The sequence below is a fragment of the Streptomyces torulosus genome (assembly GCF_001419765.1).
GTDB lineage: Bacteria > Actinomycetota > Actinomycetes > Streptomycetales > Streptomycetaceae > Streptomyces > Streptomyces torulosus.
On the sequence record NZ_LIRK01000017.1, the window covers coordinates 1 to 16,317 of the forward strand.

At 70.7% G+C, this 16,317-nt stretch carries 17 protein-coding genes and 1 tRNA gene; 3 read left to right on the forward strand and 15 right to left on the reverse strand.

Annotation, left to right across the window (positions count from 1 at the left end; genetic code table 11):
- The coding region (locus AOK23_RS01765; RefSeq protein ID WP_157877912.1) for an FHA domain-containing protein at positions 1 to 477 on the forward strand (477 nt) is incomplete at its 5' end.
- Between the two features lie 87 nt (positions 478 to 564).
- On the opposite strand, the gene AOK23_RS01770 is transcribed toward AOK23_RS01765, so the two are convergent.
- Positions 565 to 1,545 (reverse strand): methyltransferase domain-containing protein, encoded by a 981-nt coding sequence (locus AOK23_RS01770; RefSeq protein ID WP_055710978.1) that lies wholly within the window; start codon positions 1,543 to 1,545, stop codon positions 565 to 567.
- A 182-nt stretch (positions 1,546 to 1,727) separates the two neighbouring features.
- Here AOK23_RS01770 and AOK23_RS01775 point away from each other — a divergent pair, with 182 nt between their 5' ends.
- A complete protein-coding gene (locus AOK23_RS01775) occupies positions 1,728 to 2,141 on the forward strand; it encodes a globin (protein WP_055710979.1) in 414 nt (137 codons plus the stop codon).
- Between the two features lie 17 nt (positions 2,142 to 2,158).
- Here AOK23_RS01775 and AOK23_RS01780 read toward each other — a convergent pair whose 3' ends face one another.
- From AOK23_RS01780 to AOK23_RS01810, 7 genes are all read right to left on the reverse strand, one after another.
- Complete coding sequence (locus tag AOK23_RS01780) at positions 2,159 to 2,848, reverse strand: DUF8010 domain-containing protein (protein ID WP_055710980.1); 690 nt, start codon at positions 2,846 to 2,848, stop codon at positions 2,159 to 2,161.
- Positions 2,845 to 3,258 (reverse strand): acyl-CoA thioesterase, encoded by a 414-nt coding sequence (locus tag AOK23_RS01785; protein WP_055710981.1) that lies wholly within the window; start codon positions 3,256 to 3,258, stop codon positions 2,845 to 2,847. The genes AOK23_RS01780 and AOK23_RS01785 overlap by 4 nt, the downstream gene beginning before the upstream one ends.
- Positions 3,259 to 3,260: 2 nt before the next feature.
- On the reverse strand, positions 3,261 to 4,925 hold the full coding sequence (gene ettA / locus AOK23_RS01790; RefSeq protein ID WP_079049221.1) for an energy-dependent translational throttle protein EttA: 1,665 nt from the start codon (positions 4,923 to 4,925) through the stop codon (positions 3,261 to 3,263).
- Between the two features lie 205 nt (positions 4,926 to 5,130).
- On the reverse strand, positions 5,131 to 6,573 hold the full coding sequence (locus AOK23_RS01795; RefSeq protein WP_240496206.1) for a Cys-Gln thioester bond-forming surface protein: 1,443 nt from the start codon (positions 6,571 to 6,573) through the stop codon (positions 5,131 to 5,133).
- 344 nt (positions 6,574 to 6,917) lie between these two features.
- Entirely contained in the window at positions 6,918 to 7,391 is a 474-nt protein-coding gene (locus AOK23_RS01800; RefSeq protein ID WP_055710984.1) for a single-stranded DNA-binding protein, read from the reverse strand.
- Between the two features lie 304 nt (positions 7,392 to 7,695).
- On the reverse strand, positions 7,696 to 9,633 hold the full coding sequence (locus AOK23_RS01805; protein WP_055710985.1) for a YfjP family GTPase: 1,938 nt from the start codon (positions 9,631 to 9,633) through the stop codon (positions 7,696 to 7,698).
- A gap of 575 nt (positions 9,634 to 10,208) precedes the next feature.
- Positions 10,209 to 11,867, reverse strand: a complete 1,659-nt coding sequence (locus AOK23_RS01810) for a dynamin family protein (RefSeq protein ID WP_055710986.1) — start codon at positions 11,865 to 11,867, stop codon at positions 10,209 to 10,211.
- Positions 11,868 to 12,138: 271 nt separating this feature from the next.
- Here AOK23_RS01810 and AOK23_RS01815 point away from each other — a divergent pair.
- Positions 12,139 to 12,211, forward strand: a tRNA-Arg gene (locus tag AOK23_RS01815).
- A gap of 176 nt (positions 12,212 to 12,387) precedes the next feature.
- Here AOK23_RS01815 and AOK23_RS01820 read toward each other — a convergent pair.
- From AOK23_RS01820 to AOK23_RS01840, 7 genes are all read right to left on the reverse strand, one after another.
- Positions 12,388 to 13,818 (reverse strand): tyrosine-type recombinase/integrase, encoded by a 1,431-nt coding sequence (locus AOK23_RS01820; RefSeq protein ID WP_055710987.1) that lies wholly within the window; start codon positions 13,816 to 13,818, stop codon positions 12,388 to 12,390.
- Positions 13,818 to 14,015 carry a helix-turn-helix transcriptional regulator gene (locus AOK23_RS01825; protein WP_055710988.1) on the reverse strand — a complete coding sequence of 66 codons (198 nt, stop codon included), beginning with the start codon at positions 14,013 to 14,015 and terminating at the stop codon, positions 13,818 to 13,820. The genes AOK23_RS01820 and AOK23_RS01825 overlap by 1 nt, the downstream gene beginning before the upstream one ends.
- On the reverse strand, positions 14,012 to 15,376 hold the full coding sequence (repSA, locus tag AOK23_RS01830; RefSeq protein WP_055710989.1) for a replication initiator protein RepSA: 1,365 nt from the start codon (positions 15,374 to 15,376) through the stop codon (positions 14,012 to 14,014). Before repSA ends, AOK23_RS01825 begins: the two co-directional genes overlap by 4 nt.
- Positions 15,369 to 15,524 (reverse strand): hypothetical protein, encoded by a 156-nt coding sequence (locus AOK23_RS47600; protein ID WP_157877913.1) that lies wholly within the window; start codon positions 15,522 to 15,524, stop codon positions 15,369 to 15,371. The genes repSA and AOK23_RS47600 overlap by 8 nt, the downstream gene beginning before the upstream one ends.
- Positions 15,525 to 15,614: 90 nt before the next feature.
- Positions 15,615 to 15,932 (reverse strand): hypothetical protein, encoded by a 318-nt coding sequence (locus AOK23_RS01835; RefSeq protein WP_055710990.1) that lies wholly within the window; start codon positions 15,930 to 15,932, stop codon positions 15,615 to 15,617.
- Between the two features lie 24 nt (positions 15,933 to 15,956).
- Positions 15,957 to 16,112 carry a hypothetical protein gene (locus AOK23_RS46485; RefSeq protein WP_107102700.1) on the reverse strand — a complete coding sequence of 52 codons (156 nt, stop codon included), beginning with the start codon at positions 16,110 to 16,112 and terminating at the stop codon, positions 15,957 to 15,959.
- A 12-nt stretch (positions 16,113 to 16,124) separates the two neighbouring features.
- Positions 16,125 to 16,316, reverse strand: a complete 192-nt coding sequence (locus tag AOK23_RS01840) for a mobile element transfer protein (protein ID WP_055710991.1) — start codon at positions 16,314 to 16,316, stop codon at positions 16,125 to 16,127.
- Position 16,317 lies beyond the last annotated feature (1 nt).

Sequence of the window (16,317 nt, forward strand, 5' to 3'; positions counted from 1 at the left end):
CCCGGCGGCTACGGCTACCCGCAGCCCGATGTCACCCAGGCCCCGCCCGGTCCCTCGTACCAGCAGGGACCGGTGACCTGGAGCGCGACCATCGGTCCGGACCGTGAGTACTTCATGGCGATGATGCAGCGCTCGGGCCCCGAGGCCGCCGGGCTGAACCTGCCCGCGTACTCCCCCGAGCAGCAGCGCACCCTCACCGGCAACCAGATCACCATCGGCCGCCGCCGGCACTCCACCGGTGACACCCCCGACATCGATCTGTCCGTGCCGCCGGAGGACCCGGGTGTCTCGCACCAGCACGCCGTGCTGGTGCAGCAACCGGACGGCACCTGGGCGGTCGTCGACCAGAACTCCACCAACGGAACCACGGTCAACGGCTCCGAGGAGCCCATCCAGCCCTTCGTGCCGGTCCCCCTCCAGGACGGGGACCGGGTCCACGTGGGCGCCTGGACGACGATCACGATCCGCCGGGGCTGACCCGCGAGGACATGACGATCGGGGTCGGCCGACCGGTTCGGCCGGCCCCGCTCCGCTGCCCGGGCACCGCCGGCCGTGTTCCGGCGCTCACGGCAGGGGCCAGGCGTACGGCCCCTCCGGGTCGTCCAGCCAGGCCCAGGCCCGGTCGCCGCTGACGGTGATCCCGTAGCGCTCACGCGACGGCATGCCCTCGCGCTGCCACAGTGCGAGCGCCTCGTGCGGGTCGAGGCTGCCCGCCGTCAGGCTCAGCAGGAACCGGAAGAGATCGTGATCCCGGGCCTGCCGCGGCAGCCCGCCCAGATGCGGGTGCATCCCCTCCGGCTCCCCGCCCCCGCGCAACGGCACGAAGAACGCCGCCGTGTGCAGGAACCGCCCCTCCGCGTGCTCGTCGTCCATGACCCGCAGCGCCACCAGCCCCGTGGCCATCGGCGTCAGGACGCGTCCACCGGGGGCGCACTGGGCGAGCCAGGCCCGCGGGATCGAGTGGAGCGTGCAGGTCGCGATGATCCGGTCGTACGGGGCCCGTTCGGGCACACCGCGCGCCCCGTCCCCTGTGACGACGGTCGGGTGGTACCCGGCCGCCCGCAGATGGGTGCGCGCGGCCTCCGTGATGTCGGCGTCCAGGTCGACGGTGGTGACCAGGTCGTCGCCGAGCCGGTGCGCGAGCAGAGCGGCGTTGTAGCCGGTCCCCGCGCCGATCTCCAGGACCCGGTGGCTGTCCTCCACCTCCAACTCGGCCAGCATCTTCGCCATCAGGGAGGGCTGGCTGCTGGAGGAGATCAACTCGCCGTCCCGGACCCGCGTGGCCAGCGGCGCGTCCGCGTACGCGCCCCGCACCCATCGCTCCCGCCGCCTCGGGTCGCGCTCCTCGCCCCACAGCCGCTCGAATCCGCCCACGATCCCGACGTAGTAGTACGGGACGAAGAGGTGCCGCGGGACCGCCTCGAACGCCTCCCGCCAGACCGGGTCGGCGTCCCAGGCCCCGCTGCGCTCGATCTCGCGCACCAGCGCCGACCGCGCCTGCGCGGCGAGGCGTTCCAAGTCGTGGTCCACAGTGTGCGTGCCCATGTCTCCACTGTGCTGCCGGACGCCCCGGGAGGCGAGTGTCGCGGCACACAGGTCCGGAATCCGCCGTTCCCCACCCCCCGTACATCACCCGGAAGGCGCCGCCGGGCCGGGCAGGGTGCCGCCGAGCCCCGGTTTTCTCCTTGGTCCTAAGCCTTGAGTCCTCCGTCCCCCCGTCTGAGACCATGGGACACGTGAAAGAGATTCGGCGCGGCACGCTGCAGGAGCAGACCTTCTACGAACAGGTCGGTGGCCAGGAGACCTTCCGGCGCCTCGTGCGCCGCTTCTACGAGGGGGTCGCCGAGGACCCGATTCTGCGGCCCATGTATCCCGAGGAGGATCTGGGTCCGGCGGAGGAGCGCCTCGTGCTGTTCCTGATCCAGTACTGGGGCGGCCCCACCACGTACAGCGACAACCGTGGCCACCCCCGCCTGCGGATGCGGCACGCGCCGTTCACCGTCGACCGGGCCGCGCACGACGCCTGGCTGAGGCACATGCGCGACGCCGTCGACGAGCTGGACCTCTCCGAGGAACACGCGCACACCCTGTGGAACTACCTGACGTACGCGGCGGCCTCGATGGTGAACACCCCCGACTGAGCCGCTGAGCGGGACGGTCAGCGGACGCTGACGTCCAGCGCGCCGAGTCCCGCGCGCCGTACGGCGATCGACCCGTACGGCGTGCGCAGGCGCAGCCACGCGCCCGACGAGAAGAGTGCGGGCTCCAGTTCCTCCACCGTGCGGCCTCGCATGGGCCGTAGGAAGCCCAGCGACTGGGCCGCGTGCGCTGCCCGCACGGGCAGGGCGGTGTCCCCGATCGGCCGGGACCAGATCTCCCGCCCGATCCGGTCCAGTTCGGCCCGGGTGCGCTGCTCCGGCGCCAGTTCCCCCGTACGGGAGCGGAACTCGGCGACGGCCTCGGCGACGCTCGCCCGTACCGCCTCCTGGGCGGGCAGCCCCGTCTCTCGGCGCCAGCCGCCGCGCGGAGGCAGCACCCCGGCCCATGGCGGGCCGGTGACGGCGGCGGGCACGACTGCGGTGGCCGCCGACTCGTCGATCGACTCCAGCAGTTCACCGGCGGAGACGGTCACGTCGAGCGCGACGTCCAGCCCGTTCTCGTACGGCTTCGCCAGCCGTACCGCCCGGATGGCCAGCACCTCGAAGGAGGGCGGCCGACCGAAGACGGCGAGTGCGGTGCCGGCGGCCTGGAGACGCACCGCCGCACCCCGGTCGTAGTGGAGCAGCCGGGAGAGGAAGGCCGCGAGATCCGCCGCCTCCCCCTCGTCGGCGAGGTGGAGCACCGTCATGCGGCGACGGCCCCCTCCTCCTCGTCGTCCCGGTACTCCGCCAGGAACTCGCGTTCCTCCGCCGTGAGCCGACGGGGGCGTTGAGCCTCGAAGTCGAACGGAACGATCACCGTGGAGGCCGTGACATAGACCTGCTCGGGGTCCTTGACCTCGTAGGTGATCGTGAAGGACGCCGCTCTTATCTCCGTGACCCACAGCTCGATGTCCACCGGCTTGTGCCGGTGGACGAGCTGCCGCCGGTAGTCGATCTCATGGCGTGCCACCACGGACCCCTGCTTGAAGTCCTTCTCCGGGCGGAACAGGAAGTCGATACGGGCCTCCTCCAGGTAGCGGAGGAAGACCACGTTGTTGACGTGGCCGTACGCGTCCATGTCCGCCCAGCGCAGTGGGCAGCGGTAGATGTGCCGCAAGATCAGCCCCGGGTCAGCTTCTTGTAGGTGGCGCGGTGCGGACGGGCGGCGTCCGGGCCGAGCCGCTCGATCTTGTTCTTCTCGTACGACTCGAAGTTGCCCTCGAACCAGAACCACTTGGATTCGCCCTCGTAGGCGAGGATGTGCGTCGCCACACGGTCCAGGAACCAGCGGTCGTGGGAGACGACCACGGCGCAGCCGGGGAACTCCAGGAGCGCGTTCTCCAGGGACGACAGGGTCTCGACGTCGAGGTCGTTGGTCGGCTCGTCGAGGAGCAGCAGGTTGCCGCCCTGCTTCAGGGTGAGCGCCAGGTTCAGACGGTTGCGCTCACCACCGGAGAGGATTCCGGCCGGCTTCTGCTGGTCGGGGCCCTTGAAGCCGAACGCCGAGACGTACGCGCGGGAGGGCATCTCGACCTGGCCGACGTTGATGTAGTCCAGCTCGTCGGAGACGACGGCCCACAGCGTCTTCTTGGGGTCGATGTTCTCGCGGGTCTGGTCGACGTAGGAGATCTTGACGGTGTCGCCGACCTTGATGGAGCCGGAGTCCGGCTGCTCCAGGCCCTGGATCATCTTGAACAGGGTGGTCTTGCCGGCGCCGTTCGGGCCGATGACGCCCACGATGCCGTTGCGGGGCAGCGTGAAGGACAGGTCGTCGATCAGGACCTTCTCGCCGAAGGCCTTGCTGAGGTTGTTGACCTCGACGACCACGTTGCCCAGTCGGGGGCCCGGCGGGATCTGGATCTCCTCGAAGTCCAGCTTCCGCATCTTGTCGGCCTCGGCGGCCATCTCCTCGTAGCGGGCCAGACGCGCCTTGGACTTGGCCTGCCGCCCCTTGGCGTTGGAGCGGACCCACTCCAGCTCCTCCTTGAGGCGCTTGGCGCGCTTGGCGTCCTTCTGGCCCTCGACCTTGAGACGGGACTGCTTCGTCTCCAGGTACGTCGAGTAGTTGCCCTCGTAGCCGATGGCGCGGCCGCGGTCGAGCTCCAGGATCCAGCCGGCCACGTTGTCCAGGAAGTACCGGTCGTGGGTGATGGCCACGACGGTGCCCTTGTACTGGGCGAGGTGCTGCTCCAGCCAGTTCACCGACTCGGCGTCGAGGTGGTTGGTGGGCTCGTCGAGGAGCAGCAGGTCGGGGGCCTCCAGCAGCAGCTTGCAGAGGGCGACGCGGCGCCTCTCACCACCGGAGAGCTTGGTGACGGCCCAGTCGCCGGGAGGGCAGCCGAGGGCGTCCATGGCCTGCTCCAGCTGGGCGTCCAGGTCCCAGGCCTCGGCGTGGTCGAGCTCCTCCTGGAGCTTGCCCATCTCCTCGAGGAGCGCGTCCGAGTAGTCGGTGGCCATCTGCTCGGCGATCTCGTTGAACCGGTCGAGCTTGCCCTTGATCTCGGCGACGCCCTCCTGGACGTTCTCCAGGACCGTCTTCGCCTCGTTCAGCGGCGGCTCCTGGAGAAGGATGCCGACGGTGTACCCGGGCGAGAGGAACGCGTCGCCGTTCGACGGCTGCTCCAGGCCGGCCATGATCTTGAGGACGGTGGACTTACCGGCACCGTTCGGACCGACCACACCGATCTTCGCGCCGGGCAGAAAGCTCAGCGATACGTCGTCAAGGATCACCTTGTCGCCGTGCGCCTTGCGCGTCTTGCGCATGGTGTAAATGAACTCAGCCAAGAGAAACCGTCCGGCAACTTGAAATCTGGCAGTGGGCAGTACCACCCATCTTGCCGCACGGCCAGCCCTCGACGGAAACCGGATGGTGAGGCCCCGCAAGAGCGGCGCGGCCCCGGCGCCTGAGGGGCGTACCGGGGCCGCGTCACTCGCGGAAGTCACCGCGCGGTCACTCGCTGTTGAGTTGCCAAGGAACTCTGCTCGTCGGCTACTGCTTCTGCTGCTCCCGCTTGCGCAGGACGATCATCACGGCGCCGCCGATCACGACGAGCGCGATGGCGACGCCCCCGATCACCGGGGTCGCGCCGGAGCTGCCGGTCTCGGCGAGGTCACCGGCGGAGTCGGTGACGGCGCCGCCGCCGACCGTCGCCGGACTCGGCTCGCTCAGTGTCTGCACGGACTCGCCGGCCGCGTCGGCCTCGGTCTCCGTCCGGCAGTCGAGGACACCGCGGAACTGCTTCGCGAGGCCGTTCGCTCCCTTGATCGTGAAGTCGTAGGCCTGGTCCTCCTGGAGCGGGATGGTCACCGTCCGGGTCTCGCCCGACTCGATGGCGTAGTCGATCCCCATCAGCTCGAAGGTGAAGGGCTCGTCCCCGGGGTTGGCCACAGTGAGGTCGAGGCCGCCCTCGGCGCAGTTCTTCTCGGCGGACAGCGCGGGTATCGCGCCGGCGGTGGCCCAGGTGGCGGTGGCCGTGGCGGAGACCGTGGACGCGCTGGAGCCCGCGAGGATCTGGGTCTGGCTGCGGGTCTCGGAGGCGAAGGCCCGGCCGACCGGCACGGTGGTGGAGGCCTCGACGGCCAGCTCGGCCGAGCCGTCCTCGCTGTCCTCGGGCACCTCGAAGTACAGCTCGCTGCCGTCCCGCGCCGAGGTCACGGCCTTGCCGTCCGCGTCGACGACCTTCACGCCGGCCGCGGTGGCGTCCGACGGCGGGGTGACCGTGACGCCGTCGGCGTTGGTGCGCACCTTGACCGGCCCGAGGCGTTCGCCCGCCCGCCCCGCGACCGCCGGCGGGTCGAGGGACAGCGAGGCCGCCGGCTCCGACAGGTTCCGTGCGCTCTTCTCCAGGTAGTCGGCGAGCTTCTCGGCCTCCGGGTCGAGGGCCGTCACATCGGCACCGTCGGAGTACCGCCAGATCGCGACCTGGGTACCGGCCGCCGCGTCCTGCTCGGTGAGCCCCTTGGCGCCCGCCTTGCCGGCGAGAGCGGCGAGGTCGTTCACCTGCGGATACGAGTTCTGCAGGATCCAGTTGATCTTGCCGGCGTTCTTGTTGTGACCCAGGGAGGTGCCGCTCCAGGGGGTCTCCTGGTACGTGGCGTCCTTCTGCGTGGGGTTCTGGATGTCGACGCAGTAGGTCTGCAGGGTGCCGCCGCCGTCGACGAACATCTCGAACAGACCGGCGGGCAGCTGCTGCTCCTCACCGTCGGTGCGGATCACGGCCGTCCCGTACGTCTTCAGGCCGCCTATGGTGGCCGTCGCTCCGCCCGGGCTCTGCACCGTCTCCTCGTCGGCGACGGCCGTGCCCGCGGTGACGATCGCACCCGCGACGACGAGGCCGGTCGCGAGCGACACGGCGGCGAGACGGGCCGCCCCTCTTCTGCACGCGGACCACCCGGACGACACGGTGAACGGCGCCGAGAACGAAGAAACCACAGAATTTCCCTTCGAGCAGGACCCGTTGACGTGGGGGGTTGTGGTCCCACCAGCAGAATCAGAAGCCCCGTGAGCTATGCCCGGCATCCTAGGGACGCGGCGCCCCGCTCTTCCCAGTCGTATGGTCGGACAACCGATCCGAATCGGAATCGTTATCGCCCGCGCGGGCCACGGACGGGGCTTATCGACAAATCGATGGTTTTTACGTCCGGAGTGTTCGTCACGCACGCGCCGATAAGCCGCAGTTCGACCGGCCGACGCTCAGGGATGGCGTGGGGAACCGGACTCGCGCACCCTGAGGACGCGTCACGCACACCCTGATGTCACGCCGTCGCGCTCTGATGTCACGTCACTCTGACCGCTTCCGGGTGCAGTTCTGCTTCCATGTCGAGGCGCCGACCCGGGGCCGGTGTCTCCCAGTTCGGCTCCGGCTGGGGCGGGGCCTGTGTCGCCGTCTCTCCCCGGGGTGTCCGCCGGAACGCGGAGGTGCCCCGCGACAGGTCGTGCCCGATGGCGACCGCGTCCACGTCCGCCGAGACCCAGCTCTGTCCGTCCCGTTGCTCGGTGCGCACCTTCAACCGCCCCTGCACCACGACCGGGTCGCCCAGCGACACGGACGACGCCACGTTCGCCGCGAGGGTGCGCCGCGCCCACACGGTGAAGAAGTTGGTGTGGCCGTCGGTCCACTCGCTCTTCTCCCGGTCCCAGTACCGCGAGGTCACCGCCAGCCGGAACCGGGCCGAGGAGCCCGTCGACAACTCGCGGCAGACCGGCTGGGTCGCCACGTTCCCCACCACGCACACCATCGTCTCGTTCATCTCGCGAACCCTCCCTCGCACCGGCACCGAGGCCGGCCGGACACGCGTACGGGCCCGTCCCGTACGACCGCTGTCTGTCGCGGTGACCGCGCCGCCCCCGCCCCGCCGCTCCGTGCGAGGGGGCCGTGGCGCTGCGATCGCCGCGAAATCCAGACTGCCGTCGCGGGGACGAGCCCGCTGAGCGCTGTGTACTACCCGCGAGTTGTGGAGAACTCCGCCACCCGAGCGGGTGAAGAGGCAGGGCCCACGGGGTGGACCAGGCATACGACCCGACCGGGTGAACGAGGCGGAGATCGGCGAGGACTCACCCCACCTGTGCCGCCCCCAGCACCCGTCCGTACTGCTCCCGCACCTCCCGGTAGCGCAGCAACTCGGCGGCCACCGGGTCCAACACCCGCGCCCGGCCGCACCCGGCGGCCGCCTCCCAGAGCCGCCGCTCGGCTTCGAGGCCGTAGCGCCGGGCCGGCCCCCGAGCCGCCAGCCCGCACCCCCACTCCACGACCGGACCTCCGACGATGCCGATCACCATCAGCAGCACCGGCACCCCCAGATTCGGGGACATGACACCGATGATCTGCCCCAACAGCCACAATCCGCCCAGGACCTGAAGCACGGTCATCGACGCCTGGGCCAGCACCGCGGCCGGCCACCAGCCCGGTCGCTGGGGCCGCCCGGTGGGCGCTCCGACCCGTGCCGCCAGCTCGTCCAGCGCCTCGGGCAGCCCCAGCGCCCCGCGCGCCGCCGCCTCGCGCACCGCCTGCGCCCACGGCGCGGGCAGCCCCGCCGCGGCACGGTCGGACAGGACCCGTACGGCCTGTTCGACGCGCTGCCGTGCGGTGGGCTCCTCGTCCACGGGCATCCTCAGGGAGTGACGTCCGGTCGGGAGGTCGCTCCGTCCCTGGTACCAACGCCACAGCCGGAGCCACGGCGTGCCGCACGCGCGGTTGGCGTTGCGCAGCCAGGCCCGTTCGGCGGCCTCACCCGCAGCGGTGGCGCCCACCGCGTCGGCGAGCCGCGCGGCGAACTCGTTCCGCGCCCGCTCACTGAGCCCGGTGCGCCGCCCGGTCGCGTACACCGGCCACAGCCGCGCGGCGGCCGCGTCCAGATCGGCCTGGACCCGGCGGCCCGGTGCTCCCCGCTCGGCCACGAACTGCCCGAGCGCCTCCCGCAGTTCCGCCACCCCGTCGCCGGTGAGCGCGGACAGGGCGAGCACGGCCGCGCCCGGTTCGCCGTGCTCCCCGAGCGCGATCCCGTCCTCGTCGAGCAGCCGCCGCAGATCGTCGAGCACCTGATGCGCGGCCTCACCGGGCAGCCGGTCCACCTGGTTGAGCACCACGAACATGACCTCGGCGTGGCCCGCGAGAGGCCGCAGATACCGCTCGTGGAGCACAGCGTCGGCGTACTTCTCCGGGTCGACGACCCAGATGACCGCGTCGACGAGCCCCAGGATCCGGTCCACCTGCTGCCGGTGCTGCACCGCCGCCGAGTCGTGGTCGGGCAGGTCCACCAGGACGAGACCGGCCAGCTGCGCCTCCGCCTCCGCGCTCTGCAACGGCCGTCGCCGCAGCCGTCCCGGAATGCCGAGCCGGTCGATCAGGGTGGCGGCGCCGTCGCTCCAGCTGCACGCGATGGGCGCCGCCGTGGTGGGCCTGCGGACGCCCGTCTCCGAGATCGCCACGCCGGCGAGCGCGTTGAACAGCGTCGACTTGCCGCTGCCGGTGGCACCCGCGATGGCGACGACCGTGTGCTGCCCCGAGAGCTTGCGCCGCGCCGCCGCCTCGTCCAGCACCCGCCCCGCCTCGGCGAGCGTCCTGCTGTCCAGCCGTGTCCGTGACAGCCCGACCAGCTCCCGCAACGCGTCCAGCCGGGACCGCAGGGCGGTGTCGTACGCCAACGGGCTGACCGACTGCGAACCGGCGGGCCTCGTCTCCACCATCGACACCGGCGCGGCCTCCTCGGAGCCACTCGTCTCGGACACCCGCCGCGCGATGAGCCCGTCGTCCCAGGACTCCTCGGCCTCCCCACGACCAGCGGACTCCGCACGACGAGCGGTTTCCGAACGGCCGGGGTCGCCAGGGTCGCTACGGCCGAGGCGGTCTGTACGACCGGCACGATCCCTACGACCGGCACGATCCGTACGACCGGCACGATCCGTACGGTCCGCTGACTCGGCGGACGCGGTGCGCCGCGAGTCGGCCCTGTCGGGCACGTCGTCATCCTTCACGCGCGCGTGGGCACCCATTTCGCGCCCTTCCCGGATACCTGTGCCCTCCGGAGCTTGCTTGTCCTCCCCGCTTCGCCTGCTCTCCCTGCTCCCTCGGTCCTCCCGAGCCACCCGACTCCACCAGCTCCCGAGCCGCTCCCGCTTGGCGGGCTTCTCGGGAGCCTGGCCTTCCTGTTCGTTCTGCTCCTTCTGACCCTCGTGGCTGTCCAGGTTCTCCGGGCTCTCCGAACCCTCCGGTGCGTCCGAATCGCCCTCGGCATCACGGCCCTCAGTGGTGCCGTCAGCCGCGTCAACAGCTTGAGCCTCGTTTGTCCCTTCACCATCACTGGACTCACGAACCCCATCGGACTCCGCAGCTTCTCCAGGCTCAACAGCCCCCAACTCAGGCGGCTCACCCGGCTCACCCGGACCGTCGCTCTCCGAGCCCCCCAAGCGGCCCACGCCCACGCCCTCGCCCCCAGCCTGGTTCTCGCCCTTGGGGCGCTCCCTCTCGAAAATGTCGCCCCCAGGGAGGCCATTCATCTGATCGTCGGCCTTTTCGGGGACGCCGTCCCCGGTGTGGTCCGCGTGGTCAGTGACGGCGGTCACGGCGGTCACCTCTCCTTCTGCAGTACGGACAGCGCGGCGATGAGTTCGGCCTGCGGCTCGGGGTGGACATCGAGGGCGTCGAGCGGAGCGAGACGGCGGTCGCGCTCGATGTCGAGCGCCCGTTCGAGGTACTCGGTGAGCAGCCGCCCGCCGCGGTCCCGCAGCCGGAGCGCGCCGTGCGCCCCGATCCGCTCGGCGAGCCCCTCACCGGCCGCCCTGGCCCGGCGGCCGCCCAGCAGGGCCGTGGCGACGAGGGCGGCGACGGCCTCGGGGTCGGGCGCGACGCCCCGGTCGAGGTCGCGCACCTCCTCCTCGGCGTACTCCTCCAGGACGCGCCGCCAGCGCCGTACCGTCATCCCGATGCGGTGCTCGGTGTTCCCGGAGGTCGACAGACGATCCATCAGCCCGGCGGCCACGGCGCCCGGTTCACGCAGCCACGCCTCGCGGATGCGCTCGTCGGCGGCGGTGACGGCGCACATCAGCAGCGTGCCGAGGCTCTCCACGAGCGCGTCGAGCAGTTCACCGGCGGTGCAGTCGAGCGGATAGCTGCGCCACCGCTTCAGGGCGTCGCCCGCGAGCACGGCCCCGGCCTGCAACCGCCCCTTCACGCGCGCGTGCTCGCCGTCGTACGCCAAGTCGACGGCCGAGGTGAGCCGGAGCGCGGCGGAGTACTGCTGGGCGGCGGCACTGGCCAGCTCGGGCATCCGGGTCCGTAGCGAGTCGAGTACGCCGTGGGCGGTGCGGGCCATGGCCTGCTGCCGCGCGGCCGGGTCGGTCGCCTGCTGGGTGAGCCAGGTGAGCAGCGGCGCGACGGCGGTGGCCGGGAGCAGCCCGCCGCCCCAGGCGGACTCGGGGAGCTCGGGGACGGTGAACCGGGGTACGTCGCCGAGCCCCGCCTTGGTCAGCAGGGCCGCGTACTGGCGGGAGACCTCGGACACGACCTGGTGGGGAACCCGGTCGAGCACCGTGATGAGGGTGGCCCGGTGCTCCTTGGCGGTGCGCAGCAGATGCCACGGCACGGCGTCGGCGTACCGCGCCGCCGTGGTCACCATCACCCAGATGTCCGCGGCGCAGATGAGTTCCGCGGCGAGTACGCGGTTCTCGGCCACCAGGGAGTCGATGTCCGGGGCGTCGAGCAGGGCGAGGCCTCGCGGGAGGCTCTCGGCGGTCTCGATGCGCAGGACGCGCTCGCCGTCCCGGTCCGGGGGAAACGAGTCGTCACCCAGGGCCTGGCCCAGTTCCTGCTGGGGCAGCCACGCGCGCGTGAGGTTGGGCAGGACGCGCATGCCGCTGAACCAGTGGTGGTCCTCGGGGTGACACACCAGGACGGGCGTCCGGGTGGTCGGCCGCAGGACGCCTGCCTGGCTGACCTTCCGTCCGACCAGGGAGTTGACGAGGGTGGACTTACCGGCTCCGGTCGAGCCCCCGACAACGGCGAGCAATGGCGCTTCGGGTTGCCGCAAGCGGGGCACCAAGTAGTCGTCGAGTTGCGCGAGTAGTTCGTCGCGGTTGGCACGCGCGCGCGGGGCCCCTGCCAGGGGCAGCGGAAAGCGCGCGGCGGCGACACGGTCGCGCAAGGTGGAGAGCGCGTCGAGCAGCTGAGGCCGTACGTCCAAGGTCACCACATGCGAAGAATGCCCAATTTTGTGGACTTTCTGAAGCATATAAGTACGTCTGCGCGCCGACAGGACACACGAGATGGAGGGGACGAGAGGGGCGCAGGCATAACGAGTGCACAACACCCGAGGCGCGAGGCGCCAAAAGAGGTGCACGATTCGTACCTGCCTGCGATTATCAGGACCGCTTCACCGAACCTCCACATTGAGCCACGGAGGCGAAGCAACAGGGACAAGGACTCGGGAGCTCTATCCTTGTCCCCGGCAACGTCACGGATCAGCCCACACCCGGGCACCACGACAGAGGCCACCACACCCGGCCCCCGTAGCTCAGTGGATAGAGCAGGCGCCTTCTAAGCGCTTGGCCGCAGGTTCGAGTCCTGCCGGGGGCGCCCACTCCCCGCCCTCCTTCGGGAGGGCATTTTTGCTGGTCAGAGGCCATACGAGAGCCCGGCAGTAAGCCCCGGAACCCCCTCCATGGCAGAGGGCGAGGTTCCGGGGCTGTACGGCTGTCAACGGGATTCTGCGGGTCGCCGTGTCGAATACGTGTCGAAGTCTTCGGCGCCGCTCAGGCCGATGTCCGAGGAGCGCCGGGTGAATCTGCGCACTGATCGTCGACAGGATCCGGGAGATCCCCAGCGGCTTCGAGCCGCCGTTTCAGGTCAGGCAGCTGCCCGTCGACGCACCGGGCGTAGGTGGCCAGCAGCACGGGCACGCTGTTGCCGGCCCACTCGGCGACCTGAGCGGGCGGTACGCCGTCATTGAGCCACTTGGTGAGACGTGTGTGGCGGTTGTCGTAAACCCGCCTGCCGGTCGGCGAGTCGAAGACGTGCGGTGGCAGCACGGCTTGCCGGGCGCCGCGCCAGGCGCGACGGATGACGGATCCCGCGAGGACTCCGCCGTTCTCCCCCTGGAAAAGGAGATCACCGGGCTTCAGCTTCTCGTCCTCGATGTGCTGCCGCAGGATGCGCGTCAGGGCGGGGTGCCCCGGCACCGTGCGTGTGTCACCTTCAGCCCGGCCCTTGAGGTCGCGCCGTTCGTGGATCTTTCCCGTGTCCGTCCATTGCTTGCCGACTTCTGGAGTCGCGGTGTGGATCACCAGTTCGCACCACTGGTCGGCGGCATCGCGATCAGGCATGTTCACATCGGCCACGCGCATGGCCACCGCTTCCTCCGGACGCGGCCCGCAGTAGTACAGCGTCGCGAAGAACGCGTGCAGCCGCTTGCCTCCCCGGGACCGCTTCCGGATGTGGCCAAGGAGTGCCGCCGCTTGATCGGCGTTGAGGAGGCAGCGCTTGTCCACGGCATTGCTCGTCCTGGTGACGGCCGTCGCTTCCTTGCCCTTGGGCAGCGGGTTGTCCCGCAGGAGACCCCGCTTGATCGCGTGCTTCATGACGACGTTGAGGATCCTGCGGTGCCGCTTGCGGGACCAGGCCGCCGCCTGCTTGCCGTCCAGCCGGGTATCAAGGGCCTGGAGGACGGCGTCGGCCTTCGCGGGATCCTCCCAGGCCGAGACCGGCAGGGAGTTCCGCTCGATCCATCGGAGGATGGCCACGACGTCCCGCGGCGCTTCCGGTCGGCGGTTCGCGTTGAACGCCCACTCGCGCAGGGCCGTACGCACAGCCACCGGTTCGAACTGAGTGGGGCGTGCGCGGAGCAGGGCGAGCGTGGTCGCGGTGAGCGTCTTGGCGATGTTCTTCCGGCTGTTGCCACCGAGCTGGGGCCAGCGGGCATCCACGTACTCAAGGGCGAACGCGTACCAGCTCACATCCGCCGCCTTGGACCGGTGGGAGACCGGCAGCCCCGTCGCGATGCCGAATGCCTCACCCTTGCCCATGGCCTGGATCAGTCCGGAGCGGAACCCCTCAGCGAGAGCCTTCGTGGCGAACGGTTCCCGCCAGCGCTTGCCGGCGACCACCCAGCGCACCGTGTACGTGGTCTTCCGTGAGCCCTTGTACGTGAGGATCTTGTAGACCTTGACGTCATAGGTGGTCTCCATCAGGCCGCGTCCTCCCGGTCGTCCAGCCAGTGGTCGAGGTCGGTCCGCCGGATCCTCAGATCTCCGTTCGGGAGCTTGATGCAGCGGGGCGCGCGCCGCTTGGCACGCCAGTCGTAGAAGGTGGAACGCGAAATGCTCAGCTCGTCGCACACCTCGGCGAGGGTGAGCATGCTGCGTGAGCGGACGGCTGTGGTCATGCTGTGCTCCCTTCGGCGCGCAGGGCTTCGCGGGCTGTTTCGCGGTTGAGTTGCAGATCGCGGTGGATGGTGGCGGCGAGGGCGGATTCACCGGGGGTGTGGCCGTGGCCGCCGTACTGCCAGTCGGCAAGGACGAGGACGGTGTCCGGGGCCGACACCTCACGTCCGAGGGCCGCTTGTTCTTCGGCGGCTCGGTAGTCGGCGCGTGCTTGGCGCAGCGCCCCGAGGGTGGTGGAGTAGCGACGCGACTTGGAGGAGAAGTGGCCGCGGAAGCCGAGCATGTGCGCCCAGGCCCAGAGGCGCCGGTCCGGGTACAGCGGGTCGAGTTGCTTGCACGCTTCGATGAGGCGGCGGGTGTGGTCGGGGACCTGGTGCCGGTCGAGTTCGGCGAGTTCACCGATGCGGCGGTCCGGGGTGCCGGTGGTCTCGGCGGCTTTGGTGGCGTATTTGGCGACGTACGAGGCGACGGCCTGTTCCGTGATGTCGGAGCCGTCACCGAAGGCTTTGACCGGCCGTACGTCGAGCTGTCGACCCCACCGGAAGGTACGGGCAGGCTGGCCGTCGGCCCCCGGGACGGATACCGAGGTGTACGAGTGCGCGGCTGCGGCGCGTATGGCCTCGGCGAGTAGCCGCACGCTGGCCCAGGTCGGCGGAGCTGTATCCGGTCCGTCGGGGCCGTCGATCCGGAGCACCGCGTGAAAGTGGATGGCGCCACGCTTCTGGAACTCGGCGACCTTGCCATAGGAGACCCGGCAGACCTCGCCGAGTTCGCGCTGGGTGAGCCCGGCGCGGGCTGCGATCTCGCGGCGGAGCCGGTTGGTGAAGCGCTGCCAGAGCTCTCCGGCGTGGTTGTTGAAGAGGACGGCGCCGGCGTAGTCGTAAGTTCCGGGGTCGAGGGCCGTGCCAAGTTCGGGAGCGTCCGGAGCGTGACGGACACCGCAGCGGCACACTCCGCGTTCAGGGCGGTTGTGCACCGGTCCGAAGGAGGGCGCGGTGAGCGTCGCGAAGACGCGGGGGTGATCGCGGACGGTGCCAGGGATGTCGCGGCGGTCGTCTCCGGCGAGACCGGCCCGTATGAGGTGGTAGGTGTCACCCGCGTAGGTCCAGGCACAGGCCGGGCACCGGGAAGCGCGGCGGTTGCCGCAGGCGAGGCGGAGCCGTCCGCCCGGTTCCGTCGCGGTCGAGTAGTGGTGCAGGGTCTCGCCGGTCGTCCTGTCCTTGTGCAGGACCCAGCCGGTGAGGTGAATCGGATCGGCGCAGCCGCCAGTGCGGCGGATCTGGCCTTCCCAGCGGTCGTAGTCGGGAGCGGAAGCCACTCTCAGCAGGTCGCCGAGGGTGATCGGGTCGAGCATGTCAGACATCCGCGCCCTCCCTGTTGCCTCGCATGGCGATGCCGTGACGGGCGGGGAGGTGGGCCGTGACGGTACGGGGGTGGCCGCCGAGCGTCTTGGCGGCGATGAGGTCGCGGTTCGAGCAGACGCGGGGCGCCGAACGGGGGCGCTGCGGCATGCTGGGATTTCCTTCCGGTTCAGTGGATCGGGCAGGGACGGCACCCGGGCGGCGGATGCTTGGCGGTATCGGAGCCGCCCCGGGTGCTGGTCAGCGCCGTTTTGTCTCGGAGGCGAGCAGCGAGCGAAGGACCACGGCGCAGAGGGCTACGGAAGCGCCGGTGACGGCGACCGCCAGGAACATGGAGACGAGGACGGCGCCGACGACCAGGACCACGGCGGTGCCGCCGCAGACGAGGGCGAGCACGGTGCCGGGCGTGAGCGGGACCGTGGGTCGCGATGGTGCCGCCGCGTTCCGGACGGTCGGCGGTGTGTGGGTTCCCGGGACGATTGCGGTCGGGGTGACGACGACGGGCGGCGTCACTCGGCCGGTCGGCACGGGGTTGGTCGGGATCTTCGGCCGGAGCATGTGCGGTCTCCCTGTCTTGGCCGGCTACTTGACGAGGTTGTTGACGACGGGCGCCAGGAGGCTGTCGGCGAGGAGGAAGCCGCCCAGCAGGAGCACGGCGATCAGCCATCCGGGCGGGCGGAACAGCTTGACGCCGAGCCAGCCGACGACGAGCAGGGCGAGCCAGAGGGGAACATCCATGGCGGCGATCTCCTAGCGGACCTTGCAGCGGTGGGTTCGGGCGGCGAGTTGGGCGGCGGAGCGGCTTGTGTAGTCGGCGGACCAGCCGCAGCGGTCGGCGGTGCAGACGGCGGCATGCACGGTGCGGCCGGCACGGTCGCGGTGGGTGCCGATCTGCACGGGGCCTATCCGCATCACGGAGTGGAAGTGGTCGCGGGCGGGCATG